We start from the raw sequence: 23,685 nt of genomic DNA on the forward strand, positions 1-23,685 counted from the left end.
TGTCACCATGGACACTCCCGCCGGGGACGACGACGACGCCCCCGCGACCGATATCTTCCATCGCTCGGAGCCCGCCGGCGGGGGTCCACGGAGGGTGCTCTTCGTCGACGACGAACCCGGAGCCGCGGATCTCGCGGCGACCCACGTCGACCGGCTGATCGAGGGGATCGAGACGGTCACGTACACCTCCCCGGAGGGCGCCCTCACGGCGATCGAGACCAGCCGCGTGGACTGCGTTGTCAGCGACTTCGACATGCCGGGGAGCAACGGGCTCGAACTCCTCACCGACGCTCGCGAGGTCGAACCCGGACTTCCGTTCGTGCTGTTCACGGGGAAGGGGTCGGAGGAGATCGCGAGCGAAGCGATCTCCGCCGGCGTGACGGACTACCTCCAGAAGGGCGTGGGACGCGACCGGTACGAGATGCTCGCGAACAGCGTCGAGAACGCGCTCGAACGCAGACGGGTCGAACGCGACCTTCGCGAGGTGAACGCGAAGGTGACCGCGCTCCACGAGTTTGCGACGGCGGTCACCGCCTGCGAGCGCGTCGACGGCGTGTTCGAACGGACCGTGGCCGCGGCGGAGGGCATCTTGCAGTTCGATCGGTGCGTCACGGCCCGTCGGGACGGTGACAAGCTCATTCCTGCGGCACTCTCGGAAAGCGTCACCGATGACGAGGTCCGCGTGTTCGACGTCGGGGAAGGCGTCGTGGGCACCACGGCCCTCGACGAGCGGACGGTGGTGGTGGACAACCTCAGCGTCGACCCCGCCGACCCGAATCAGTTGGAGGACCCGGCGGACATCGATCGTCCCGAACCCTACCTCGGGGGCGTCTCCGGGGACCGAGAGCGCGCGGACGGCAGCACCGTCGCCGATCCGGTCGCGGACGACATCCGGTCTGCGATCAGCGTTCCGATCGGCTCGCACGGCGTGTTGCAGGCCGTCTCGGACGGCTATGCCGCTTTTGACGAGGGGGACATCGAGTTCACGGAGCTACTCGCCGCCCACGCGGCCGACGCCATCGAGCAGATAGAGACCGAGAACGCGCTCCGGGCGGAGCGTGACCGCCTGGCCGCGCTCTTCGACGACCTCCCGCTCCCGGCCGTCAGAACGGTCGCTCTCGGCGACAGCGAGCGGCGCCTCGACGAGACGAACGAGGCGTTCGAGCGGACCTTCGGCTACTCAGCGGCCGACCACGGGTACTACGAGATCCGCGACGCGATCATCCCGACGGACGCCGACCGCCACGATCCCGCGACCGTCTTGGATCGGGAGCACGTGCCGCGGCTGGAGGTCCGCCGCCACACGACCGACGGGATCCGGGACTTCATCCTGCACGTGATTCCGGTGCACCGCCACGGTGAGACGGTTATTTATAGCATCTACGCCGACATCGGCGAGCAGAAGCGGGTCGAACGAACGCTGCGAAACCTCCACGAGACGACTCGTGAGATGTTCCGCGGCGAGGACCGCGAGGAGATCGCCGCGCTCGCGACGCGTGCGGCCATCGACATCCTCGGATTTCCCAGCAGCGGCGTTCGGCTGTACGACCCGGACGCACACCGCCTGCTGCCGACCGCTATCAGCGAGGAAGCGACCGCCGCGCTCGGTGAGCGCCCGGCGTTCGGTCCCGGCGACGGCCGGGTCTGGGAGGCGTTCGAGACGAACGAAACGATGGTCGTCGACGACCTCACCGCGGTCGACACCGCCGTGGGCTACGGTGACCATCGGAGTCTGCTCGTCGTTCCGCTCGGCGACCACGGCGTGATGCCGCTCGGCTCCCGCGAGCCGAACTTCTTCGACGACACCGCGGTCCAGTTGGCGCGGGTGCTGGCCGCCAACGTCACCGTCGCGCTCGACGGCGCCGAGCGCACGGCACAGTTGCGGGACCGCGACGCCGCGCTCCAGCGCGAGATCGATCGCTTGGAGAAGTTCGCCGGGCTCGTTTCGCACGACCTCCGAAACCCGCTCAACGTCGCGGCCGGGCGGCTCGACATCGCACACGGGCTCGTCGACGACGAGGACGCTATCGCCGAACTCGAGCGGGTCGGCGACGCTCACGACCGGATGACGCAACTCATCGACGACCTCCTCGCGCTGGCGCGACAGGGGAAGACCGTCGACGAACTGGAACCTGTCGACCTCGCCGAGGCGGCCGGGCAGGCGTGGCGAACGGTCGACACCGGCGACGCGACGCTCGACACCGCGGAGGCGTCGGTCACGGTCGACGCTGACCCGGAACGATTCCGGACGCTGTTGGAGAATCTGTTCACGAACAGCGTGGTACACGGCACCGCTGGCAGTCGGGCGCCGCCCGACGACAGCGTCGAGCACGGCTCGACCGACGACGCCGGGATCACGGTCAGCGTCGGCGCGCTCCCGGACGGGTTCTACGTCGCCGACGACGGCACGGGGTTCGACGACAGACTCGATATCGACGACGCGGTGGAGTACGGCGTCTCCAGCGATCCGCACGGCACCGGCTTCGGGCTCGCGATCGTCCGCGAGATTGCAGCCGCACACGGTTGGACGCTCACCATCGACGACGCGGACGGGGCGCGGTTCGAATTTCGCGACGCCGTCTGAATCGCCTCGCCCGCCCGATCGAGCAATCGCTCGCGAAGCGACCCGAAGTCGCTTATAAGAGTGTGGGTGACGTGCGCGCCGAGCGCACACTCGGGCCACGGTTATTGACGGCTCGCCCGTGGGTGTTTTATATGGACGATAGTGCCCGTGAGCTGCTTTCGCCGCTCCCGCCGAGCGCCAAGTTGGTCTATTACGTCCTCGACGAGGAAGGCCGATTCGACCAGACCGGGCTCGCCGAGGAGACCCGCCTCTCCACGCGGACCGTGCGGTTCGCGATCGAGAAGCTCACCGACGTCGGACTCGTCGAGGAGGGGCTCTGTCCCCGCGACGCCCGCCGATCGGTGTACGCGCCGGTCCCCCACTCCGAACGCCCGACGGACGTCGAGCCGGAAGCCGCCTCGGACCCCGACGCCGACGCGCCCACGGCGGCCGCCGTCGCCGAGGACTGAACGCGAGAGCGCCCGAGGTGCCGCCGAGCGACTCGCCCGTCGACGGCTGAGATACTTATCGCTTCGACGAGTAGTGTGGGATATGTCACTCGAAGAGACACTACGGGCCGATCCGGCGCGCGTCGCGTCGATCATCGACCACACGAACGTCGACCCGACCGCGACCGAAGCCGAGATTCGAACCCTCTGTACGGAGGTGCTCGAATACGGGTTCTGTTCGGCGGTGGTCGTTCCCTACCACGCGCCGCTCGCGAGCGAACTGCTCGCCGGGGAGGCGAACGTCGTCGCGGTGATCGGCTTCCCCTACGGGATACAGAACTCGGCGGCCAAACGAAGCGAGGTCGACGCGCTCCGCGAGCACGTCGACGAGTTCGACATGGTGATGAATAGAACGGCGTTCGCCAACGACGATCACGAGTCCGTGGTCGACGACATCAGGGCGGTAAAGGACGCGGTCGGCGAGAAGACACTGAAATGTATCATCGAGTCGCCCGCGCTGACTCCATCCGAGATACGGCAGGCCGCTGCGCTCGTCGAAGACGGCGGTGCGGACTTCGTCAAGACCGCCGTCGGGTACGACGGGCCGACAGCGGTCGAGGAGATTACGGCGATCCGAGACGCGATCGGTCCGGGTACCGAAATCAAGGCCTCGGGCGGGATATCCACCTTCGACGAGGCGTTCGAGATGGTGGCCGCGGGAGCGACCCGGATCGGCGCCTCGTCGGGCGTGGCGATCTACGAAACGACGCAGTAACACGACAGCCACCGATCCGACGGTCCGGGAAACCGACCGCGACCGGACGCCTCTCGGCGAGAATGGGCCGGTGGTCCGTTTGCAGACGATGAGAACGTTCAGTCACATTGACATTCTCTCGGCGACTCCCTCTGTTCATGGACTTCGATGAATTCACCGGCGAAGTACAGCACCGACTCGACATGCCCGGGACGGGAGAGACGGTACGGGCGATCCGGGCGACGCTCACGACGCTCGGGCAACGCATTCCCGAGGGGAACGCGGCGGATCTCGCCGCCTCGCTACCCCTGGAGATCAAGTGGTACCTGACGGGCCCGGTCGCCGAACACGGGCAGCGCTTCGACTGGCAGGAGTTCGTCACTCGTGTAGCTGAGATCGAGGGCGCGGATCCGGCCGACGCGGCCTATCACGCCCGCGTCATCATGGACGTCGTTCAGTCGCAAGTCCCCGAATCGGACTTCTCCCAGCTCAGAGAGATGCTTCCCGAAAGCGAGGACACTGAGAACTGGGGGAGCCTCTTCGAGGTCGTCGACGGCGAGCGCTGAGGCGAGGCGGCGCTCCGTCAGTCGACTCGCGGGGCCGGCTCCCGCTTTCGCCGCTTTCGCGCCCCCGGCTCCGATCCGTCGTCCTTTTGCCCTCGGGACCGATAGTGAACCCACTCGATGGCGACGTATCACATCGAAACCTACGGCTGTAGTTCGAACCGGGGTGAGAGCCGGGCGATCGAGCGCGCGCTCCGCGATGGCGGTCACCACCCCGCCGACGGGCCCGAAGACGCCGACGTCGCCATCCTCAACACCTGTACGGTCGTCGAGAAGACGGAGCGGAACATGCTCCGACGTGCCGAAGAGCTTCAGGAGATGACGGCCGATCTCGTGGTCACCGGCTGCATGGCGCTCGCGCAGGGCGACGCGTTCCAAGAGGCCGGTATCGACGCGGAGATTCTCCACTGGGATGAGGTGCCGACGTACGCGCTCAACGGCGAGTGCCCGACGACCACGCCCGACGCCGAACCGGTCCTCGACGGCGTGGTCGGCCTCCTTCCCATCGCACGCGGCTGCATGAGCAACTGCTCGTACTGCATCACGAAGTTCGCGACCGGCCGGGTCGACTCCCCGCCCGTCGAGGAGAACGTGGAGAAGGCCCGCGCGCTGGTCCACGCCGGCGCGAAAGAGATCCGCGTCACGGGACAGGACACCGGGGTCTACGGCTGGGACACGGGCGACAGAAAGCTCCCGGAGCTACTCGACCGCATCTGCGACATCGACGGCGAGTTCCGCGTCCGACTCGGCATGGCGAATCCCGGCGGTATCCACGGCATTCACGAGGAGCTCGCCGACGTGTTCGCCGAAAACGAGGAGCTATACGATTTCATCCACGCGCCGGTTCAGTCGGGGTCCGACGACGTTCTCGAGGACATGCGCCGGCAACACCGCGTCGACAAGTTCCGAGAGGTCGTGGAGACGTTCGACGACAGACTCGACCACTGGACGCTCTCGACCGACTTCATCGTCGGCTTCCCGACCGAGACACCGGCCGATCACGAGCGCTCGATGGAACTCCTCGCCGAGGTGCGGCCCGAGAAGATCAACGTCACCCGCTTCTCGAAGCGCCCCGGCACGGACGCCGCCGACATGAAGGGGCTCGGGGGGACCGTCAAGAAGGAACGCTCGAAGGCGATGTCTGAACTGAAGATGACCGTCGTCGGCGAGGCGTACGAGTCGATGGTCGGCGAGCGCTACAAGGTACTCGTCGTCGAGGAGGGCACCGGCGACTCCGTGAAGTGCCGCGACTCAGCCTACCGTCAGATAATCGTCCAGAACGCTACCGAACGCGGCGTCGAGGTGGGCGACTTCCTGGAGGTCACCGTGACCGGTCACAACACGGTGTACGCGTTCGGCACTCCCGTCGAGGAGCGGCGATCGGACGCCGGCGGCGTCGACGACGCCGGAGCGGTCCCGAGCGACGACTGACCGGCGGGCCCTCACTCCTCGTAGATCATGTCGACCTCGTCGGCGAACCGGTCGAGGATGTTGCGTCGCTTCTTTTTCATCGTCGGCGTGAGCAGGTCGTTGTCCTCGGAGAACTCCTCTTCGACGAGCCGGAACTGCTTGATCTGTTCGTAGGACTCGAACTCCTCGTTCACGCGGTCGACCTCCTCTTGGATCCGGTCGCGCACTCGGTCGTTCCGGCACAGGGCCTTCGGGTCGTCGGGGAGGTCGATCCCGCGACTGTCCGCCCACGCCCTCACCCTCTCGACGTTCGGGACGATGAGCGCGGAGACGAACTTCCGCCCGTCACCGATGACCACGCACTGCTCGACGAACTCGTTTGCGGCGAACCGGTCCTCGATCGGACCGGGTGCGACGTTCTTGCCCGTCGAGAGCACGAGCAGTTGCTTGGCGCGCTCTTGGAACGCGATGTATCCGTCGGACCGAAGCTGAACGATGTCGCCCGTGCGGAACCACGGCTCGTCCGGATCGCCGTCGCGCTCCGTCGGTGGCGTCCCCGCCCTCGTCACGTCGTCGGGAAGCTTCTCGGTGTCGACGAACGCTTCCGCGGTCGCCTCCGGGCGGTTCCAGTACCCCTCAGTTACCTGCGGGCCGCGGACGAGTAGCTCGCCCACGTCGCCCGCGATATCGGCGACCTCCTCGCCGACGACCGTGCCGTCGATGGCGATTTCGGTATCGACCACCGGCGGCCCGATGGTCCCGACCTTCGGCTCCTCGGGCGGGTTAACGCTGAGAACCGGCGAAGTTTCCGTGAGTCCGTACCCCTCCAGAATGGGTAGGTCCATCCCGTGGTACAGCGCGCACAACTCGGCCGACAACGAGCCGCCGCCCGAAATAAAGAAGTCGACGTTGCCGCCGATCGCCTCTCGGACCGACGAGAAGACGAGTCGGTCGGCGATCGCACGCTTCGCGTTGAGAACGGCGCCCGGCGTTTCGGAGTCGTGGTGGGTCCGGCCCACCTCGACCGCCCACTCGAAAATCCGCTCTTTCACCGGCGATTCGCTCGCCTGCTCGCGGATCGCGTCGTACAGCTTCTCGTAGACGCGCGGGACGCTGGTGATCGTCGTCGGCCGCACAAGCTGGAAGTCCTCGCGGAGGGTGTCCGGGCTCTCGGCGTACCCTACTGTCGCCCCCGCCGCGAACATCATGTAATGGCCCGCCATGCGTTCGAAAACGTGCGCGAGCGGGAGGAACGAGAGCGTCGTCGACTCGGCCGAGATCCCCGGCACATCCGGATCGCGGTCCGGACGGTCGGCGAAGCGGCGGTAACACTGCGAGACGTTGTCCCGGAAGTTCGCGTGAGTGAGTTGGACGCCCTTCGGCTTCCCAGTCGTCCCGGAGGTGTAGATGAGGCTGGCGAGGTCGTCGACGTCGAGAGCGTCGATCCAGCCCTCGTAGGCCGCTTCGTCGAAGGCCTCGGCGCCCACACCGTGGATCTCACCGAGCGTGTACACGTCGTCGGCGTCGAGCGCGGCGTCTGCGTCGAGATCCAGTTCGGCCGTGTCGACGTCGTCGAACGAGACTATCGCTTCGAGGTCGTGCGTGAGGTCGTCGGCGACGGCGAGCACCTCGTCGAGGAGGTCGCGGTTCTCGACCACGACGACCGTCGCCCCGGGGTCCTCCAGCAGGTACTGCATCTGCGACGGCGAGGAGGAGGCGTAGACGGTTGTCACGACCCCACCGGCGGCTAGGGCCGCAAAGTCGGACTGGGCCCATTCCATCCGCGTCTCCGCGTAGAGCGCGACTCGGGTCCCGGAGTCAACGCCGATCTCCCGGAACCCCGCGGCGAGGTTTCGGACGACGTCGCGCATCTCGCGGTAGGTGAGGTCGGCGTACTCGCCGTCAGCCGCGGTCCGGAGGACGCCGTCGCTCACCAGCGAACGGTCGTAGATCCCGCCCTTGTATCGCTGGGCGGTTCGGTCGGCGTTTCGCTCGGCGGACCGTTCGAAGGTACGGGGGAGCGTTTCCCGGGCGACGACGTCGTCCGCGAACTCCCGTTCCGCCTCCTGCCATTGCATACTGCGAATGACCCGCCGAACCCTCATAAACAATACGGTAGTTTTCAGTTCAATCGGGAACGCGCGGCAGCGGTCTCTCGATTGGCGAGGCGGTCCGCAGGGACGACCCGATGGATGCCGGCGCGAAGCGTCCGACGGGAACGCCGGGTCGCGACCCGATCACGGCCGCGGACCGTCGCGAGCCGAGGGTTTAATTCCGGGAGGGCGCGAGGGACCCCTGTGGACCCCGACCGGATCCCCGCCGAGTTCCCCGCCCCGAGCTTTCGCGGCGCGCAGGAGCAAGCGCTCTCGGACATTCGAGACGCCTTCGCCGCCGGCAACGAGGTCGTCCTCGTGCGCGCACCGACGGGAAGCGGGAAGTCGCTGCTGGCGCGGGCGGTGATGGGCGCCGCCGCCACCGTCGACGAGACCTCACCGAGCGAGGCGACGGGCGCCTACTACACGACCCCGCAGGTGTCGCAGATCGACGACGTCGAGGCGGACGACCTGCTCGACGACCTGGCGGTGATCCGCGGGAAATCGAACTACGATTGCATCCTCCCGGGCGAGCACGACACGCCGGTCAACCGCGCGCCCTGCGTCCGACAGCAGGGGTTCGACTGCTCCGTGAAACACCGGTGCCCGTACTTCTCCGACCGAGCGATCGCTTCCGGGAACCGGTACGCCGCGATGACGCTCGCATACTTCATGCGCACCGCGGGCTCCGAGGTGTTCCGCAAGCGCGACGTGGTCGTGATCGACGAGGCGCACGGGCTCGCCGAGTGGGCCGAGATGTACGCGACGATCGAGCTTTCACCCGAGCGCGTCCCCGTCTGGGACGAGGTGGGCGTCCCCGACGTGACGGCCGACGCCGGCCCGGAGGAGGATGCGCTCGACCGCACCGCCCGTTTCGTCTCGTCGCTTCGCGACACCGCGAAGCGCGCGAAAGACGAGCTCACCGGACGGGCCGAACTCGACCGCGAGGAGGTCGCGCGTCGCGACCGACTCCAGGAGCTGATAAGCGAACTCGGCTGGTTCTTAGAGGACTACCGCGACCTCGACTCGCCCACGACGTGGGTCGTCGACCAGTCCGGCGGCGAGGGGTCGCCGATCGCGATCAAACCCCTCGACCCGGCCCGCTACCTCCGACACACGGTGTGGGACCGCGGGAACCGGTTCGCCCTCCTCTCCGCCACCATCCTCTCGAAGGAGGCGTTCTGCCGCGGGATCGGGCTGAACCCCGCAAACGTCGCCCTCGTCGACGTCGAACACACGTTCCCGTTGGAACACCGCCCCCTGTACGACGTAACGCAGGGATCGATGACCTACGAGAATCGGTCCGAGACGGTGCCGAAAATCGCTCGCCTGATCGTTCGACTGATGGCGGAACACCCGACCGAGAAGGGGCTGATTCACGCGCACTCGTACGACATCGCGGGTCGGATCGTCGAGAAGCTGGGCGAGTTCGGAGTCGCCGCGCGTGTTCGGCACCACGGGCGCGAGAACCGCGACGCCGAGCTTTCGGCGTGGAAGGCCAGTGACGACCCCGAGGTGTTCGTCTCCGTCAAGATGGAGGAGGCGCTGGACCTGAAGGGAGACCTCTGTCGCTGGCAGGTGGTGTGTAAGGCGCCGTACCGCAACACGAACGACTCCCGCGTCGCCCGTCGACTCGCGGACGGCCAGTGGGCCTGGTACCACCGGACCGCGCTGCGCACCGTGATTCAGGCGTGTGGCCGAGTCGTTCGCGCGCCCGACGACTACGGCGCGACGTACCTCGCCGACGACTCCTTGCTGGACCTCTTCGACCGCGCGAAGGCCGACACGCCGCCGTGGTTCCGCGATCAGATCGACGCGATGACGACTCCGACGCTCCCCGACTTCGATCCCGCCGCCGCGCTCGCCGGAATCGACGCCGACCCGTCCGGTCCGTCCCGTGCCGGACGGACGCCAGCGAGCGGGCCAGACGGCTCGTCCGTGCGGAGCGACTCCGTCGCGGGCGGGTCCGGGAAATCAGCGACCGATGGTGCCGACGCCGCCGGATCGAAGGACCAGCGGGGCGGGGACGCAGACGAGACGCGGACCCGTTCGGAGGCCGACGCCGATCGGCGCGAGAATCACCCGCTCTCCGATATCTGGGGCGACGGCTGATCGGGCCGTTCACGCTTCGGGGGCGACGGTCCCGACGGAGTCGCCCGCGAATTCGATGGCGAGGGGAAGGAGACGCTTACAGTAGCGTGACGCCCCACGCCGCCATGGAACTCACCATGAGGAACGCGAAGAACAGCGCGAAGATCTGTTGTCTATCCATACCGCTACTGCGCCGTAGGCCGGCATAATTCCTGCGGGCCGTCCTCGGTAGTGATAATACACGGCCGACCGCCCCGGTTGTCAATATATATCGTATAAGGTGTATCAGGAACCTCAATCAATTAGTAACCTTCATTAACTTACACGGAAGTACTGTGGGTATGGCAACGAACGGTCTCTCGAGTGCGCTGACGCTGTACGGTGCGCGAACACTGACGCTGTCTCAGGCCGCCGCCCAGGCCGGGCTCAGTGACGGCGAGTTCATCGAGCAGTTGGAGCGCCGCGGCATCGAGGTGACCGAGTCGGAGCGCGCCGCCGCACTCGACACCGAGTCGACCGCTCGAGCCGACTAACAGCGCTCACGCGCTTCTTCTCGTTCGCTCGCTGGCGCCCCCGATGTCCCCGTCGGATCGCGCTAGCGGTCACCGTCTCTACCGACGCCCGAGCGTTCGCTGTCCTGCCGCACTCGCACCCTCCCTCTGCACTCGCGGCCTACTCTTCCGGGACGAGGTGCACGTCGCCGCCGTGTTCGAACGCCAGAACGCTGTCGGCGTTACCGTCGACGAAGTCGGGGTTCGGGACCGTCTTCGCCTCGTAGGTGACCGGGTCGAGCACCTGGATGGCGTTTTCGTCTTCCACCGTCACGACCGTCGTCTCCGTCGCGTCGCTCCGCCTCCCGAGGCGGGTCGCGTCGGGTGCTGCCGCGTCCTCGAACTCGGAGGTGTACGACTCCCCGGTCGCGAGCCGGACGCCCTGCAGGCGTCCGGAGACGCCCGTGACGAGCACGGGGCCGTCGCCGTCTTCGGGGTCGATAATCTCACCCTCGGCGTAGCGAGGGAGCCTGACCGCGAACGTCACTCGGTACACCTCGTTGCCGTCGCCGTCCTCGGTCACGAGCGTCGGGTACGATTCGAAGCTCCCGCCGAGCGCATCGGTGATGCGCGTCGCGACGTTTTGTGCAAGCCGGTTCGAGGAGAGTTTGATGTCCGGCCCGTCGTCGGTCTCTTTCACCTCCGTGATGAACGCCTCTCGGTCGCCGTCGGCCTCCTGATCCGCGACGTATCTCTCGGCGATGTCGAGCGCCTCGGCGCGCTCCGCCGCCGTCAGGTCGCGCTCGTCCGCGCGCACCTGCACCGTTCCGGCGTAGTACCCCCCGGCGATCCGGCCGCATCGGTCGCAGGTCCCCCGTGAGATTTTCACCGGGACGGTGACCTCCGCAGAGCGGAGCGTCCCGCGGACGACGCCGGAGAAGCGGCAGTGCATTCTGACGTTGTTCTCGTCGACCTGTTCGGGCTCGACGCCCCACTCGACGTCTGTGGCGTCGACGTGGACGCCGAGCGCCTCGGCTACTTCGTCGACGGCGACGTCGGTGTAGTCGCGCGCGCCGACGTCGCGCCACGACTCCCCGCGGCGGACCGCGCCGCAACCGGAACAGACCAGTACCTCGATCCGTTCCGGGGCGTCGACGAGGTCGAAGTCCTCGAAGTAACAGTCGTCACACAGCAGCGCGTCCCGTCCGCGCGGCTCGCCGGGGAGCGGCTCGCGCCGCTCCGGGACCGAATCGCCGCACCGCGGACAGAACTCCCGCGACTCACTCATTAACGCCGACTACGCCGAGGAGGCGTTTAAGCGGCGCGGACCGCCGGTGCGAAGAGCGGCGATCGGCGTTCGCGTCGGCCGCCGGACGCGACCGTCCGACCGCCCTCGGTCTCCACCGATACCACCGCTCCCTCCGAAATCGTTTTTCGCGCGGACCGTGAAGGCGACAGTATGAGCGAGAACCCCGACGACGAACGACTGGAAGAACTGCGAGAGAAGAAGATGGAAGAGCTGCGCGAGCAGCAGCAGGGCGGCGGCGACGCCGAGGCGCAGCGCGAGGCGCAGGAGCGCGCCGACGCGCAGCAGGAGGCCGTCCTCAAGCAGTACCTGACCGACGGCGCGCGCCAGCGGCTCAACGCGGTCGAGATGTCGAAGCCGGAGTTCGGCGAGAAGGTGAAACAGCAGGTCGCGGCGCTGGCCCAGAGCGGCCGGGTTCAGGGGCGTATCGACGAGGACCAGATGCGGGATCTTCTGAAGGAACTCCAGCCCGAACAGCAGAGCTTCGACATCCGGCGGCGATAGATGGAGCTCGCGCTCCTGTACAGCGGGGGGAAAGACTCCTCGCTCGCCGCCCACCTGCTCGATCGGTTCTACGACGTGCGCTGCGTCACCGGGAGCTTCGGACTCACCGACGACTGGGAGCACGCCGAGCGGGCGGCCGCGGAGCTCGGCTTCCCGTTCGAGCGCGTCGACCTCGACCGAGCGGTCGCCGAAGAGGCGGTCGAGACCATGCTCGCGGACGGCTACCCCCGTAACGGGATCCAGCGCGTCCACCAGCACGCGCTGGAAACGATCGCGCGCCGCGACGTCGATGCGATCGCGGACGGCACCCGCCGGGACGACCGGGTGCCGACGGTCTCGCGCGCACAGGCGCAGAGCCTCGAAGACCGCCACGAGATCGACTACATCTCCCCGCTGTCGGGATTCGGTCGCCACGCCGTCGACCGGCTCGTCGAGGAGACGTTCGACGTTCAGCAGGGACCGAGCGAGGAGGTGCCGAAGGCCGACTACGAGGACGAACTCCGAACCCTCATCGCCGAGGAACACGGCGAGGAGACCGTCGACGAGGTGTTCCCGGCTCACGATCAGACGTACGTGCACGGCCGGAACGATTAGGTCGGCCCTGCGCCTGACTCGCCTATTTTTCAGACGGTGCGCCTCTGCTCACCGACGCTCCGCGAGGAACGATTCCACAGCTTCCTTCGAGGGGAGCGCCGTCATCCCGCCCCGTTCCTGCACCGAGAGCGCGGCCGTCGCGTTGGCGAACGCCACCGCCCCGTCGAGGTCGGTGTCGCCAGCAGAGAGCCGGGCGATCAGCCCGGCCGTGAACGCGTCGCCCGCCCCCGTGACATCGACCGCCTCGACCGCGAAGCCGGCGTGTCGGGCGGTCCGTTCGCCCCACGGCGCCGACGACGCGCTGGTGACGACCGCGCCCGCCTCCCCGAGCGTGACGACGGCGGTGTGTGGACCGATGTCCAACAGGTCGTGGCCGAGCGCTTCGCCTTCGCGCGACGACAGCCCCGTCGCCGCCACGTCCTCGTCGCTGGCGAACACCACGTCGCTGACGCCGACGATTTCGCGGACCGCGTCGACGACGGCGTCCTGCTCGCCATCCGGCACGAGGTCCTCACGGTAGTTGACGTCGAACGACACCGTACGGCCGTTCTCAGCGGCGACCGCGGCGAGTTCGCGCATCGCCTCCCGGCCCTCCGGGTGCGTCAGGGCGACGCCGCCGAGGTGGACCCACGAAGTCGATGCCAGCGCGTCCCGCGGGACCGACTCGGACTCGAAGCCGAACGTGACGTCCCCGGAGCCGTAAAACCGGAAGCGCCGGCCCTCGACGCCGGGCGGCGAGACGACCGCGAGGGTCGTGTTGCCGTCGACTCGCTCGAACGCCGCCGCCGGCACGCCTTCGTCGTTGAGCGTCTCTTGGAGGAAGTCGCCGAACGGGTCGCCGCCGAGGCGCGTCCAGAACGCCGGCGGCGTGTCGAGCCGAGAGAGCCCGACTGCGACGTTGGCCGGTGCACCGCCCGGTCGATGGGCGAAGCCGTCGATGTCGTGAAGCGTCTCTCCCGCCCCCGGGAGCAGGTCGATCAGCGTTTCGCCGGCCACGAGAATATCCGTCATGCGTGACACGGGGCCGCCGGTCGATATGAAAGTGTGCGGTTCTCCGGCGCGCTACTCCTCTGACTCCTCGCCCGTCTCCGCCGCCGCGACCTCCTCGGCGACAGCCTCGAACGCGGCGAGGATGACCCGCCTGCAGGCCTGTCCCTCGGTCGTCCAGTGCTGGGCGTAATCGAGCATGTCGTCGTAGATGTCCGGCTTACAGCCGGCGGCCTGCGGGTGCCCGCCGCCGTTCACCTTCCCGGCGACCTCGTGGGCGTGCTGGAACCCCTCGGAGCCGCGGATCGACGCGGAGCCGGCGGGCTTGACGATCACCGCGGCGTCGGCGCCCTCGCCTCGGAGCGTCTCCGCGACCTCGTTCTGCGAGCAGCGGCCGTACGTCACCGCGACGCTCCAGTCGCCGACCTCGTGGACGACCGCGCGGTCGACGGCGGCGTCGATCCGGGCCTCCTTCTCGACGCGGCGGTCTGCGACGAACTCCTCGACGGTCTCGGGGAGGTCGGCACCGTAGGCGCCGACGACCGTCGCGTACTCCTCGCTCCCGGCCCAGTACGAGTAGTCGGCCAGGTCGTCCGAGCGCGGGTCCTCCTTTATCCAGAGGTCGTGATCACGCGTCACCGCCGCCAGCTCGGTCCATCGGTCGTCGAACTCGTAGTCGAGCGACCGGAGCGTCACGTCGGCGGTGCACTCCTCGTCGGACTCGCCGATCACGAGGTCGACGCCGAGGTCTCGGACCGCCGCCGCCGTCTCGTCGTCCCACTGGTGGTGGTCGAACCATCGGATCGAGTCGACCGTCTCCGAGAGCGCTTCTAGCGGCTCCGCGATCCACTCGTACTCGTCGGGGCAGAGGTCACAGACAAACAGGTCGATGTCGGCGTCGGCGTACGCGAGCACGCGTTCGAGCGAGGTGTCGAGCGAGTACGGCCCCGCCGCGACCAGCCCGACCGGCGAGCGCGCGTGGGCGTCGGCGGTCGGGTCGTCGTCTTCCGCTTCCGAGTCGCCATCCGACGCGTCGTCGGTTTCCGGATCGTCGTCCCGGAGTCGCGCCGCGAGCGCCGACTCGAAGTCGGCGACGTCGAGCGCGGCGTCGTACGTCTCGCGGATCATCGCCGCGCAGGCGAGCCCGTCGGCGTCGCTGTCGGCAATCACGACCGCCTCGCTGCCTTCGATCGCTTCCTTCGCCAGCCGCTCGCCGCGCTCTTCGTCCAGCGAGTCCGGGTAGAAGAAGCCCTTTCCGGGCAGCCGCGTGTACCGTGAGCGGGGGACCCCCGCCTCGTCGATGAGGTCGTCGTCCATACCGTCGAGCCGAGCGGGAGCGGGAAAACTCCGCCGTTCTCGGATTGTCGGCGTCCGCCGCGCTCGCTCCTCAGATCGTCGTTCGACGGGGATCTTCGTCGGTGAGCTGACGGACGGTGAGTACGGGGATCGGGCACGTCCGGACGACGCGCTCCGCGACCGATCCGATGAGGAACCGGTTCTCGCCGTGTCGGCCGCGTGTGCCCATCGCGACCACGTCGGCGTCGACGTCGCGAGCGTACTCCGAGATTTCCGTCGCCGGTCGCCCCTCGCGCGCCTCGACCGTCACGTTCAGCCCGGGGGCGTGCTCCGTCACGGCATCGGTCACTTCTTCGAGCGCGCGCTCGCCCCGCTCGCCGAGCGCGTCGCGGAGGTCCTCACGGACCTCGTCGGGGGTGGAGTCGACCTCCCCGCTGTCGACGACGTAGACGGCGTGGACATCGGCCTCGAAGCGGGCGGCGATATCGACCGCGACGTCGACGGCCCGGCGCACGCTGTCGGAGCCGTCGGTCGCGACCACGATCGTGTCGAACATACGCCTCCGTTCGCCGAGACGATAGTTAAAAACAGGCGGTCGGCGGGCGGACGTCCCGTCGAGTTACGCGAGGAAGACGTGCCGCGGCCGGTCGGCCAGCACCTCGCGGCCCCACTGGACCGTCTCGCGGAACTCGTCGGAGCCGAAAAACGTCATGGCGTCCTCCTTCGCCTCCCACTGGCTGGCGATGAACATGTCGTTCTCGTCCTCGACGTTGGTCATCAGGTCGGTCTCGACGTGGCCGTCCATCCCCGCGAGCACCTCGCCGACGTCGTCGAACGTGTCGACGAAGTCGCTCTGATGCTCCGGCTTGACGGTGTAGAACATCCCCATCGTCCCGAAGCCGGACTCCTCGCCGGCGCGGGCGACGATATCTGGCAGCTCCGAGAGGAAGCCGGCCGCGGTCTCGGCCGCTGACGCCGTTTCCCAGATGGAGACGACCGCGGCCCGGTCGGTCGCGCGCCCCTCGTACACCGCCGTCTTCACGTGGGTACCGTAGTGGTCGAAGTTGCCGCGGAGCCCCTCGACCTCGTCGAACAGGCCGTCGACGTTGGCCTCGCTGTACAGCACGGTCGCGTACACGTCCTCGCCGTGCGGCTTCCCGGCGTAGATGTCGAGGTCCGCGAGCTCGCCGCGGATGTCCTCGTCGGCGACCCCGTCGCCCGCGTCGGCGTCTCCGTCGGCGTGCGGGTGGTCGCCCTCGCCGCCCGATCCCTCCTCACCGTGCGGGTGGTCGCCGTGCGCGGAGCCGCCGCCGGCGTCGGCGTGGTCGTGCCCCTCGCCGTGACTCCCGTGTCCGTCGCCGCCGGCGTGCTTGCTCTCGGCGCCGGCGTGGTCGTGCCCCTCGCCGTGGGCTCCGTCGCCGTCGCCCGTGGGTACGGTCTCGCCCGCGAGGTACGCGCCGAGGTCGGCGGGCGGGAACCGCCGCCCGATGTAGAAGTCGCCGAACTCGCCGTAGCGGGAGGAGGCGGGGTCGAAGCGCATCTCGTAGACGATGTCCTTGATGTCGGTTGGGTCGGCGCCGAACAGCGTGACGCCCCACTCGTGATCGTCGAGGCCGACCGAGGATGCGATCACCTGCTTGATCTTCCCGGCGTACTCCTTACCGACCTCGCCGTGGCCGGCCATGAGGTCGGCACGGTCCTCGAACGAGAGGTCGTACCAGTTGTACTCCTCGCCGCGACGCTTGCTCATCGGGTAGAAGCAGACGTACTCGTCGTCCGGAATATCCGGCGTCAGCTTCCCCTCGATATACCGCCGGAGGCCGGCGTCGACCTCCTCCGGCCCCTCCTCGAAGTACGCGTCGGAGACGTAGCCGGAGACCTCGGTGACGGAGACGTACGATGTCGTCCGCTCGGTGAAGTTCGCGAGCGCGGTGTCCTCGAACTGGCGCTCGATCGACGAGAGATCATCGAGCGACGGGCGGAAGTGGACGAACAGCAGATCTGCCTTGTGTCCGAGCACGGAGAACAGCCCGGAGTCGCCCTCGTCGGCGTCGGCGAGCAGCTCGCGGTGTTTCAGGAAGGCCTCGCCTTCTTCGATCGCTCGACGCCGCTCTCGCTCGGGGGCGTCGCGCCACGCGTCCCAGTCGATGGACCGGAAGTCATGCAGCGCGAACCACCCCTCCTCGGTCTGTGGTGCCTCGACCATACGCCGGCTTGGGTCGCCGGGACTTAGGGGTTTGCGAGTCGCCGTCGCGTCTCCGGGGCCGAAGTCGCCTCGCCGAGCCAAGTGTCACACTTGTGAACCTCCCAACAAGATTAATCGTGATTAGCGCGTTGGTGGCGCATGGCCATCGCTCGGCACGAACGCGGACTGCGGGCGGACCTGCGGGCGTTGCTCTCGCAGGTCCATCCGGTGTTCATGCTGCCGCCGCTCGCGGCCTCGTGGTTCGGTGCGGCTGTCGCCGGCGAATTCGCGCTCTCGGTGGGCGCGATCCACATGAGCGCGATCTTCTTCGCGGTGTACACGGCACACGTGAAGGACGGCTACGTCGACTTCTATCGGCGCGGCGAGGACGACGACCACCCGATGACGGTCCGCGGCTGCCGCCTCTCCCTCCTCGCCGCCGGCGTCGCCTTCGCCGTCTGCACGCTCGCGCTCGGCGCGCTCGTCGGTCCGGGCGCCGCGCTCGTCACCCTCCCGACCTGGTTCGTCGGGTACCTCCACGCGCCGCAGCTCGACACGAACCCGCTCACCACGACGCTGGGCTATCCGACCGGTATCGCGCTCGCGCTGCTCGGCGGGTTCTACGTCCAGACGACCGAGGTGACCGCGGCGATACTCGGGTTCGCGCTCGTCTTCCTCGTGACGCTCGCCGGGGTGAAGATCATCGACGACGAACAGGACTACGCGTACGACAGGTCGATCGACAAACGGACCGTCTCGGTGCTGCTCGGCCGGCCGCGAGCCCGGACGCTGGCGTTCTCCCTGCTGATGACCGGGCTCGTCGGCGTCCTCTGGGGGACGGTCGGCGGACTGTTTCCCCCGTCGGCGCCGGCCGCGGCGCTCGCGTTCGGCACGATAGCGCTGGTGGCCAGGCGGGCCAGCCCGAAGATCGCGACCATGCTCCTGATCCGCGGCGCCTACGTCTTCCTGGCCGTCCTGATCGCGGCCGTCTGGTTCCGACCGCTGTCCGGCACCCCGCTTCCGGACGTCACCGTTATCGGGCCGTACACGTACCTCGCCACCGAGATAGCCTTCGGCGCGGTCGCGTTCGGCCTGCTGCGTTACGCCGGCGCACTCCGTCGGTCGGCCCGGACGATCGCCGCTCTGTATCCGATCGCCTACCTCTGGGACTGGTACACGCTGGAGGTCGGCGTCTTCGAGATCAAGATGCGCACCGGATACGACCTGTTCGGGATCCCGATCGAGGAGCACCTCTTCATGATCGTCGTGCCGGCACTCGTCCTCGGCGTCCACGAGGCCATCCGGAAGCTCTCGGCCGAGTCGGACGACGCGCCTCGAAGCGATTCTCAGGCGTGAACGGGATCGCGGTTCGATCGCCGATCGAAACCCGACCGAAACGCTTTCACGACGACTCAGAGACGTTGGGATGATGCGGAAAAGCGGGCCGCCGAAAGGACTGATCTCGCACCTCGTGTTGGAGCTGCTCGACGAGCGGCCCCGGTACGGGTACGAGCTGCTGGGTGATATCACCGCGATCAGCGGCGGCCACTGGGAGCCCTCGTACGGCTCCGTCTACCCGATCCTCTACAAGTTCGAGAACGAATGAGTCACCGAGCGCGTCGAGCGCGACGACGCCGCGCCGGAGGAGTTCTACGCGGAGGGGACCGCCGAGAGTGACCCATCCCCGAGGGCGGCGACGACTCCGCTACCGGTCGGTAACCCGTCCCGCCGGTCGCCCCGGTCACGAGGACGCGCGTGGCCCGGATAGCGCTCGGGAGTGGTTCGCGTCAGGCGCGGAGCCGACGGGAGGAGGCTCGGGCCACCCCCGAAGGCATATACCGTCGACCCGCGACTATCCGACGTATGTCCACCGACGAACCGTCCGTCCCGATCGTGTGCACCGAGTGCGAGACGGAGACCAGCGTCCCCCTGTCCGACGTGGCGGACGCGCTCAAGAAACACAATGACGGGAAACACGACGGCGAGGAGATCGCCGAGGTCGAACCGGGACTGAAAGACCGGCTCGCCGACCTCGTCGCGGAGGATCTCGGCCTCTTCGAGGACGCGTAGCCGAAGCGAGCGGAGACCGCCGCCGACGGCTTCCGGTCCGATCATCGGGGCCGAACCGGGTTCGAATCGATCAGTCGCCTTTCGAGTCGGTCGTGTCGCTCAGTCGTTCTTCGCGAGGGCCCCCTTTGGGTGGCCCTTGTGCTGGAGGTTCCGGTTGTCCCGCTTTCGCGTCGCTGTCGCCGGAATGACCGTGTCGCCGTCAACCTCGATCCGCGGGCGCCCCGTATAGCCGTGATCGGGGTGTTCGGCGCAGTGCGCCATCGCGTCGTGAGAGCCCTCCCAGGGACCTTCGTCGCAGCCGTCCGCCGTGCAGACGAACACTATCTCATCAGACATGTTGCCGGAGGCTACCCAACCGCCCTATATAAACGTGGAGTCGCAGTTATCACGAGGAATAACGAACGAAATCGGCACGGTCGAGCGACGTCCCTCGCCTCGGTCGCCGTCCCGTCAGTCGCTGACTGCGGGCGCGCCGAACAGTTCGACGCTCGTTCCGTCGTGGCGGCAGTCCTCCAGTGCGTGTTTCGCGGCGAAGCCCGCCTCGTGGGCGGAGGCGCCTCGCCCGACGCCAACCTGTAGCTCCACGCCCACGTCCTCTTTGACGTGCGCCACCGCGTCGGCGAACGCGCGCTCGGGGAGGTCGGGGCAGACGGAGATGATGTTGTCGCCGCCAACGAAGAAGGAGAGCGCGCCGTGCTGCTCGCGGAGATACCGCATGACCGAGGCATACGCCTGTTCGATGTTGATGAACGTGTCAAACTCGTTGAGCCGGTCGGTGTACTTCCCGGTCACGTCGACCACGTCGAAGTGAGCGATTTGGAGGTCCGAACCCGTCGTCTCAGTGAGGTACTCGCCGGCGAGAACTTCGGTCCGGTGCTCGTCTTGGGCGCTCCCTTCCACCTGGAGCTGCCGGTTCGCGGCCTCCAGCGCGTCGACCGGTCGCTCGGCGACCGCAGTGCCGAGGCTGATGCTCACCGGATACCGGTTCCCGATCGACTCCTGAAGCGCCGCGTGGGCCGCGCCGTCCACGCCGTTCGTCACGGCGATCATGTTGTCGAAGCGCGTGAAGAAGACGTACGCGTCGCGGTGGCCGACGAACTGGGCGATGTCGGCGAAGAGCCGCGATTGGAGCGCTTGGAGGTCCATCTCCCGACGCGGCTCGGGCGTCGTCGTCCACGGACCGTAGTTATCGATCTGGACGAGGGTCACCTGGGTCGTCGTCACAGTAGCAATCGGTACGAAGCCCCGCCGCTTTACCCTTCCGTTATCCCGAAGGTGAAACCGGTACCGGATGTGGGAATCCATAGTCGGAGTCGCTCCCAACACCCGCCCCGCAACCTCTACGGCCGTGGCGCCCCGACGGAAGGCATGGCATTCAGCGGCGCCGTCCTCGACGTGGACGGCACGGTCGTGCGAGGCAACGATCCGATCCCCGGCGCTCCGGCCGGCTACCGACGCCTCCGAGCGGCGGGCATCGAGACGCTGTTCGTCTCGAACAACCCGACGAAGGCCCCGCCTGCGTACGTCGACCGACTCGGTGCCGCTGGGTACGACGTCGATGTCGACCGCGTGTTCACGGCCGGAACGGTGACGACGCGGTATCTCAGCGACCACCACGCCGACGACGAACTGCTGTGTATCGGCGAGGACGGCCTGCTCGACCAGTTCACGGAGGCCGGACTCTCGACGACCGACGACGTCGACGCGGCCGACGCTCTCGTCGTCTCCATCGATCGCGAGTTCGACTACGAGGACCTCTGTACAGCGCTGTGGACGCTGGAACGGGGGGTTCCGTTCATCGGGACCGACCCCGACGTGGTCATCCCGGCCCCCGAGCGCGACGTGCCCGGGTCCGGCGCGGTGATCGACGCCGTCGCCGGCGTCGCCGAGCGTGAGCCCGACGTCGTCCTGGGCAAGCCGTCGGACCCCGCGATAGAGATGGTACGCGAGCGACTCCCCTATCCGCCGGAGGAGTGTCTCGTCGTCGGTGACCGCCTGAACACCGACATCGCACTCGGCGAGCGTGCCGGGATGACGACCGTCCTCGTCAGGTCCGGCGTGACCGACGACGACCGTCTCGCCGCCGCCGACGTCACCCCCGACTACGTGCTCGACGACCTCGGCGACATCGACCGCGTCATCGACTGAAGGGACCGACGCTCAGCCATCGGTCGCGCTCGCCACTTCCGCCCCGTGGCTAAGGTTTATATGTAACAGTCGCTTCCCGTCGCGTATGGGTGGCGTTGACACGCACGAGGCGGCGACGGGAGACGACGACGAGGACCCGGAGCAACCCGTCCACGTGATCGAGGGCCATGCAGTCCAGTTCAACGAGTACCGATACTGACCGCCGACGCGATTTCCGGCCGGTGTCGGGACCGTTAAGTGTTCGTCCCGGGTAGCCGAGGGTGTGATACGGAGGCTCCGACGTGCGGGTATCTTCGCCGCCGTGGCCGCGCTCGCGGCTCTCGCGCCGACGCTCGGCGACGCCGCGGTCGTGCCGTTCCTCGCCGTCGCCAGCCTCGCTTTCTTCGGGATTCGTGACGGCGAATGGTTCGAGACGCTCGCACTGCCGGGCGACCGCGAGGAGGAGCGTCTCTACGGGTTCGTCGCCTTCTCGGTCGCCGCCGCCGGCCTCGCGCTGTTCGCTTCCCTCCCCCGTGCTCCGCTCCCCTACCAGGCGTTCGCCGCGGCGGCGCTCGCCGTCGGTGGCGGGCGACTGGGCCGAGCGCTCGTCGCTCGCCGGTCGACCGACGAGTTCTCGCTCGTCGCCGGCTACGTCGGGGTCGGCACGCTCGCGGCGCTCGTCGGGCAGGTTGCGGTGCTGCTGCAAGTCGAGATGCTCGGTGCCGACGGCGGACTCTCCCTCGGCGGCAGCCTCCCTGCCCCGAGCACCGACCTCGTCGGCGTGTCGTCGTCGCTCACGACCGGCCTCCCCGACCTCGTCTTCTTCGCGTCCGTGGCCGCCCTGACCGCCGCGCTCGTGCGGTCGCTGGTGTTCGACCGCGACGCGCACATCACGATGATCCTCGTCGCGTTCGCGGTCTGGGGATTCGTCGCGCTCGACCCGACCGTCACCGTTCCCCTCATCGTGTTTGGTCTCGGCGTGACCGTCGCGCTCGGGTACATCTCCTTCGCGCTCGGCACCGCCTCGGTCCCCGGCATGCTGACGGGCGTACTCTCGGCGCTGCTCGCCGTCGTGCTCGGCGGCGTCGGCTGGTTCCTCACGCTGATGGCCTTCTACGCGGTCGGCGGTCTCGCCTCGAAATACCGCTTCGACGAGAAGGCCGACCGCGGCGTGGCCCAGGAGAACGAAGGCGCCCGTGGTACCGGAAACGTCCTCGCGAACTCCGCGGTCGCACTCGTCGCCCTCCTCGGGTACGCCGCGACTCCCCACCTCTCTGTTCCCGCCACCCCATTCGCGTTCGCCTTCGCGGGGGCGACCGCCACCGCGATGGCCGACACGCTCTCCTCTGAGATCGGCGGGCTGTTCGACGGACCGCGCCTCGTCACGACCCTTCGCCGGGTCGAACCCGGCACCGACGGCGCGATCACGTGGCAGGGCGAACTCGCCGGCCTCGCCGGCGCCGGTCTCGTCGGTGGCCTCGCCGCGTTCGGGATGCCCGTCGGTGGCCCCGTCGTCGGCGGGGGCGTCGTCGTGCTCGCCGGCGTCGCCGGGATGACCGCCGACAGCGTCCTCGGCGCGTCGATAGAGGGCGACCGCGTCGGGAATCAGGTCGTGAACTTCCTCGCGACACTCTCGGGAGCGGCGGTCGCGGTCGTGCTCGGGGTGGCGCTGGCGTGACGTATTCGCCCGAGGGCGGTCGCGGCGAGTCCCGCCCGTCCGACGGACCTCCCGTCGAGGCCGACGAGAGACCCGCCGCTTCTGACGATGGGCGGCCCGCTCCCGACCCGCGCGTCCGCGCCGCCCGCCCGACGGACGCCGGCAGAATCCGGGACCTGCAGTCGTTCCTCCGGCAGCCGAACCCGGACCTCTTGGAGTACGGGCTCGCGGTCGGGTCAGCGCTCGTGAGCGCCGCCGACGGGCGGGCCGTCGGCTATCTACTGCCGGTCGACGCTCCGAATCGACCGGGAGTCCACCTGGCGGAACTCGTCGTCGATCCCGACTACCGTCGCGAGGGGCGCGCTCACGGTCTCCTCTCGGCCGTGCTCGCGGACGCGACCGGCCCCGTGACGCTGCAGGCGCACCCGGACAACGACGGGGCGCTCGCGCTGTACGACGAGGTCGGGTTCGCGGTCGTCGACCGGCGCGCCGACGCGTACCCCGACGGCGACGCGCTCGTGTTGCGCCGGGAGTAACCGCGCGCC

General features: G+C 68.3%; 22 protein-coding genes and 1 pseudogene. 15 read left to right on the forward strand and 8 right to left on the reverse strand.

From position 1 onward, the window contains the following. Window positions 1-7 precede the first annotated feature (7 nt). The 5 genes from ACNS84_RS09400 to ACNS84_RS09420 all read left to right on the forward strand — a co-directional run bounded on the left by ACNS84_RS09400 (window position 8) and on the right by ACNS84_RS09420 (window position 5,760). Window positions 8-2,584 (forward strand): GAF domain-containing protein, encoded by a 2,577-nt coding sequence (locus ACNS84_RS09400; RefSeq protein ID WP_435074581.1) that lies wholly within the window; start codon window positions 8-10, stop codon window positions 2,582-2,584. Window positions 2,585-2,715: 131 nt separating this feature from the next. After that, window positions 2,716-3,033, forward strand: a complete 318-nt coding sequence (locus ACNS84_RS09405; protein ID WP_435074582.1) for an ArsR family transcriptional regulator — start codon at window positions 2,716-2,718, stop codon at window positions 3,031-3,033. An 82-nt stretch (window positions 3,034-3,115) separates the two neighbouring features. Then, window positions 3,116-3,787, forward strand: a complete 672-nt coding sequence (gene deoC, locus ACNS84_RS09410) for a deoxyribose-phosphate aldolase (protein ID WP_435074583.1) — start codon at window positions 3,116-3,118, stop codon at window positions 3,785-3,787. A 137-nt stretch (window positions 3,788-3,924) separates the two neighbouring features. Further along, the gene (locus ACNS84_RS09415; protein ID WP_435074584.1) at window positions 3,925-4,332 is read left to right on the forward strand and encodes a DUF2267 domain-containing protein; all 408 of its coding nucleotides are present in this window, start codon (window positions 3,925-3,927) and stop codon (window positions 4,330-4,332) included. Window positions 4,333-4,449: 117 nt separating this feature from the next. Beyond that, window positions 4,450-5,760: a tRNA (N(6)-L-threonylcarbamoyladenosine(37)-C(2))-methylthiotransferase gene (locus ACNS84_RS09420; RefSeq protein ID WP_435074585.1), complete on the forward strand. Its 1,311-nt coding sequence runs from the start codon at window positions 4,450-4,452 to the stop codon at window positions 5,758-5,760. Window positions 5,761-5,771: 11 nt separating this feature from the next. Here the strand turns inward: ACNS84_RS09420 and ACNS84_RS09425 are convergent, their stop codons facing one another. Continuing rightward, on the reverse strand, window positions 5,772-7,817 hold the full coding sequence (locus ACNS84_RS09425) for an AMP-dependent synthetase/ligase (RefSeq protein ID WP_435074586.1): 2,046 nt from the start codon (window positions 7,815-7,817) through the stop codon (window positions 5,772-5,774). A gap of 219 nt (window positions 7,818-8,036) precedes the next feature. Between ACNS84_RS09425 and ACNS84_RS09430 the strand changes: the two genes are divergently transcribed. Together ACNS84_RS09430 and ACNS84_RS09435 are read left to right on the forward strand one after the other, a co-directional pair. Further along, window positions 8,037-9,944 carry a helicase C-terminal domain-containing protein gene (locus ACNS84_RS09430; RefSeq protein ID WP_435074587.1) on the forward strand — a complete coding sequence of 636 codons (1,908 nt, stop codon included), beginning with the start codon at window positions 8,037-8,039 and terminating at the stop codon, window positions 9,942-9,944. A 320-nt stretch (window positions 9,945-10,264) separates the two neighbouring features. Beyond that, window positions 10,265-10,456, forward strand: coding sequence for a DUF7317 family protein (locus ACNS84_RS09435; RefSeq protein ID WP_435074588.1), 192 nt, complete (start codon window positions 10,265-10,267; stop codon window positions 10,454-10,456). Window positions 10,457-10,595: 139 nt separating this feature from the next. On the opposite strand, the gene ACNS84_RS09440 is transcribed toward ACNS84_RS09435, so the two are convergent. After that, window positions 10,596-11,702 (reverse strand): 60S ribosomal export protein NMD3, encoded by a 1,107-nt coding sequence (locus ACNS84_RS09440; protein WP_435074589.1) that lies wholly within the window; start codon window positions 11,700-11,702, stop codon window positions 10,596-10,598. Between the two features lie 171 nt (window positions 11,703-11,873). Between ACNS84_RS09440 and ACNS84_RS09445 the strand changes: the two genes are divergently transcribed. Both ACNS84_RS09445 and ACNS84_RS09450 read left to right on the forward strand, forming a co-directional pair. Next, the gene (locus tag ACNS84_RS09445) at window positions 11,874-12,224 is read left to right on the forward strand and encodes a DNA-binding protein (RefSeq protein WP_435074590.1); all 351 of its coding nucleotides are present in this window, start codon (window positions 11,874-11,876) and stop codon (window positions 12,222-12,224) included. After that, on the forward strand, window positions 12,225-12,818 hold the full coding sequence (locus ACNS84_RS09450) for a DUF7411 family protein (protein ID WP_435074591.1): 594 nt from the start codon (window positions 12,225-12,227) through the stop codon (window positions 12,816-12,818). Between the two features lie 48 nt (window positions 12,819-12,866). On the opposite strand, the gene ACNS84_RS09455 is transcribed toward ACNS84_RS09450, so the two are convergent. The 4 genes from ACNS84_RS09455 to ACNS84_RS09470 form a co-directional block, all read right to left on the reverse strand. After that, window positions 12,867-13,829 carry a carbohydrate kinase family protein gene (locus ACNS84_RS09455; protein WP_435074592.1) on the reverse strand — a complete coding sequence of 321 codons (963 nt, stop codon included), beginning with the start codon at window positions 13,827-13,829 and terminating at the stop codon, window positions 12,867-12,869. A gap of 51 nt (window positions 13,830-13,880) precedes the next feature. Continuing rightward, window positions 13,881-15,122 carry a DHH family phosphoesterase gene (locus ACNS84_RS09460; RefSeq protein ID WP_435074593.1) on the reverse strand — a complete coding sequence of 414 codons (1,242 nt, stop codon included), beginning with the start codon at window positions 15,120-15,122 and terminating at the stop codon, window positions 13,881-13,883. A 70-nt stretch (window positions 15,123-15,192) separates the two neighbouring features. Beyond that, entirely contained in the window at window positions 15,193-15,657 is a 465-nt protein-coding gene (locus tag ACNS84_RS09465) for a universal stress protein (RefSeq protein WP_435074594.1), read from the reverse strand. Window positions 15,658-15,720: 63 nt separating this feature from the next. Then, window positions 15,721-17,307, reverse strand: coding sequence for a heme-binding protein (locus tag ACNS84_RS09470; RefSeq protein ID WP_435074595.1), 1,587 nt, complete (start codon window positions 17,305-17,307; stop codon window positions 15,721-15,723). A gap of 138 nt (window positions 17,308-17,445) precedes the next feature. On the opposite strand from ACNS84_RS09470, the gene ACNS84_RS09475 reads away from it, so the two are divergent. The 3 genes and pseudogenes from ACNS84_RS09475 to ACNS84_RS09485 all read left to right on the forward strand — a co-directional run bounded on the left by ACNS84_RS09475 (window position 17,446) and on the right by ACNS84_RS09485 (window position 19,356). Continuing rightward, window positions 17,446-18,642 (forward strand): lycopene cyclase domain-containing protein, encoded by a 1,197-nt coding sequence (locus ACNS84_RS09475; protein WP_435074596.1) that lies wholly within the window; start codon window positions 17,446-17,448, stop codon window positions 18,640-18,642. Window positions 18,643-18,715: 73 nt separating this feature from the next. Then, window positions 18,716-18,889: pseudogene (locus ACNS84_RS09480) on the forward strand (PadR family transcriptional regulator); the annotation flags it as partial. 260 nt (window positions 18,890-19,149) lie between these two features. After that, complete coding sequence (locus ACNS84_RS09485; RefSeq protein WP_435074597.1) at window positions 19,150-19,356, forward strand: DUF8149 family protein; 207 nt, start codon at window positions 19,150-19,152, stop codon at window positions 19,354-19,356. A 99-nt stretch (window positions 19,357-19,455) separates the two neighbouring features. On the opposite strand, the gene ACNS84_RS09490 is transcribed toward ACNS84_RS09485, so the two are convergent. Both ACNS84_RS09490 and ACNS84_RS09495 read right to left on the reverse strand, forming a co-directional pair. Next, entirely contained in the window at window positions 19,456-19,692 is a 237-nt protein-coding gene (locus ACNS84_RS09490) for a hypothetical protein (protein ID WP_435074598.1), read from the reverse strand. A gap of 114 nt (window positions 19,693-19,806) precedes the next feature. After that, a complete protein-coding gene (locus tag ACNS84_RS09495) occupies window positions 19,807-20,580 on the reverse strand; it encodes a GTP cyclohydrolase III (protein ID WP_435074599.1) in 774 nt (257 codons plus the stop codon). Window positions 20,581-20,724: 144 nt separating this feature from the next. Between ACNS84_RS09495 and ACNS84_RS09500 the strand changes: the two genes are divergently transcribed. From ACNS84_RS09500 to ACNS84_RS09510, 3 genes are all read left to right on the forward strand, one after another. Beyond that, on the forward strand, window positions 20,725-21,504 hold the full coding sequence (locus ACNS84_RS09500) for an HAD-IIA family hydrolase (RefSeq protein WP_435074600.1): 780 nt from the start codon (window positions 20,725-20,727) through the stop codon (window positions 21,502-21,504). 262 nt (window positions 21,505-21,766) lie between these two features. Then, window positions 21,767-23,161: a DUF92 domain-containing protein gene (locus ACNS84_RS09505; RefSeq protein WP_435074601.1), complete on the forward strand. Its 1,395-nt coding sequence runs from the start codon at window positions 21,767-21,769 to the stop codon at window positions 23,159-23,161. Then, window positions 23,158-23,676 carry a GNAT family N-acetyltransferase gene (locus ACNS84_RS09510; RefSeq protein ID WP_435074602.1) on the forward strand — a complete coding sequence of 173 codons (519 nt, stop codon included), beginning with the start codon at window positions 23,158-23,160 and terminating at the stop codon, window positions 23,674-23,676. Before ACNS84_RS09505 ends, ACNS84_RS09510 begins: the two co-directional genes overlap by 4 nt. Window positions 23,677-23,685 lie beyond the last annotated feature (9 nt).

It is taken from the genome of Halorubrum wangae (assembly GCF_051194135.1).
Lineage (GTDB): Archaea > Halobacteriota > Halobacteria > Halobacteriales > Haloferacaceae > Halorubrum.

Excerpts from the sequence above, each read along its gene's own strand:
- ACNS84_RS09460 (WP_435074593.1), bottom strand. The coding sequence starts at position 15,122 with ATGGACGACGACCTCATCGACGAGGCGGGGGTCCCCCGCTCACGGTAC.
- ACNS84_RS09400 (WP_435074581.1), top strand. The coding sequence starts at position 8 with ATGGACACTCCCGCCGGGGACGACGACGACGCCCCCGCGACCGATATC.
- ACNS84_RS09435 (WP_435074588.1), top strand. The coding sequence starts at position 10,265 with ATGGCAACGAACGGTCTCTCGAGTGCGCTGACGCTGTACGGTGCGCGA.
- ACNS84_RS09445 (WP_435074590.1), top strand. The coding sequence starts at position 11,874 with ATGAGCGAGAACCCCGACGACGAACGACTGGAAGAACTGCGAGAGAAG.
- ACNS84_RS09470 (WP_435074595.1), bottom strand. The coding sequence starts at position 17,307 with ATGGTCGAGGCACCACAGACCGAGGAGGGGTGGTTCGCGCTGCATGAC.
- ACNS84_RS09415 (WP_435074584.1), top strand. The coding sequence starts at position 3,925 with ATGGACTTCGATGAATTCACCGGCGAAGTACAGCACCGACTCGACATG.
- ACNS84_RS09405 (WP_435074582.1), top strand. The coding sequence starts at position 2,716 with ATGGACGATAGTGCCCGTGAGCTGCTTTCGCCGCTCCCGCCGAGCGCC.
- ACNS84_RS09465 (WP_435074594.1), bottom strand. The coding sequence starts at position 15,657 with ATGTTCGACACGATCGTGGTCGCGACCGACGGCTCCGACAGCGTGCGC.
- ACNS84_RS09450 (WP_435074591.1), top strand. The coding sequence starts at position 12,225 with ATGGAGCTCGCGCTCCTGTACAGCGGGGGGAAAGACTCCTCGCTCGCC.
- ACNS84_RS09455 (WP_435074592.1), bottom strand. The coding sequence starts at position 13,829 with ATGACGGATATTCTCGTGGCCGGCGAAACGCTGATCGACCTGCTCCCG.
- deoC (WP_435074583.1), top strand. The coding sequence starts at position 3,116 with ATGTCACTCGAAGAGACACTACGGGCCGATCCGGCGCGCGTCGCGTCG.
- ACNS84_RS09485 (WP_435074597.1), top strand. The coding sequence starts at position 19,150 with ATGTCCACCGACGAACCGTCCGTCCCGATCGTGTGCACCGAGTGCGAG.
- ACNS84_RS09440 (WP_435074589.1), bottom strand. The coding sequence starts at position 11,702 with ATGAGTGAGTCGCGGGAGTTCTGTCCGCGGTGCGGCGATTCGGTCCCG.
- ACNS84_RS09420 (WP_435074585.1), top strand. The coding sequence starts at position 4,450 with ATGGCGACGTATCACATCGAAACCTACGGCTGTAGTTCGAACCGGGGT.
- ACNS84_RS09490 (WP_435074598.1), bottom strand. The coding sequence starts at position 19,692 with ATGTCTGATGAGATAGTGTTCGTCTGCACGGCGGACGGCTGCGACGAA.
- ACNS84_RS09500 (WP_435074600.1), top strand. The coding sequence starts at position 20,725 with ATGGCATTCAGCGGCGCCGTCCTCGACGTGGACGGCACGGTCGTGCGA.
- ACNS84_RS09425 (WP_435074586.1), bottom strand. The coding sequence starts at position 7,817 with ATGCAATGGCAGGAGGCGGAACGGGAGTTCGCGGACGACGTCGTCGCC.
- ACNS84_RS09475 (WP_435074596.1), top strand. The coding sequence starts at position 17,446 with ATGGCCATCGCTCGGCACGAACGCGGACTGCGGGCGGACCTGCGGGCG.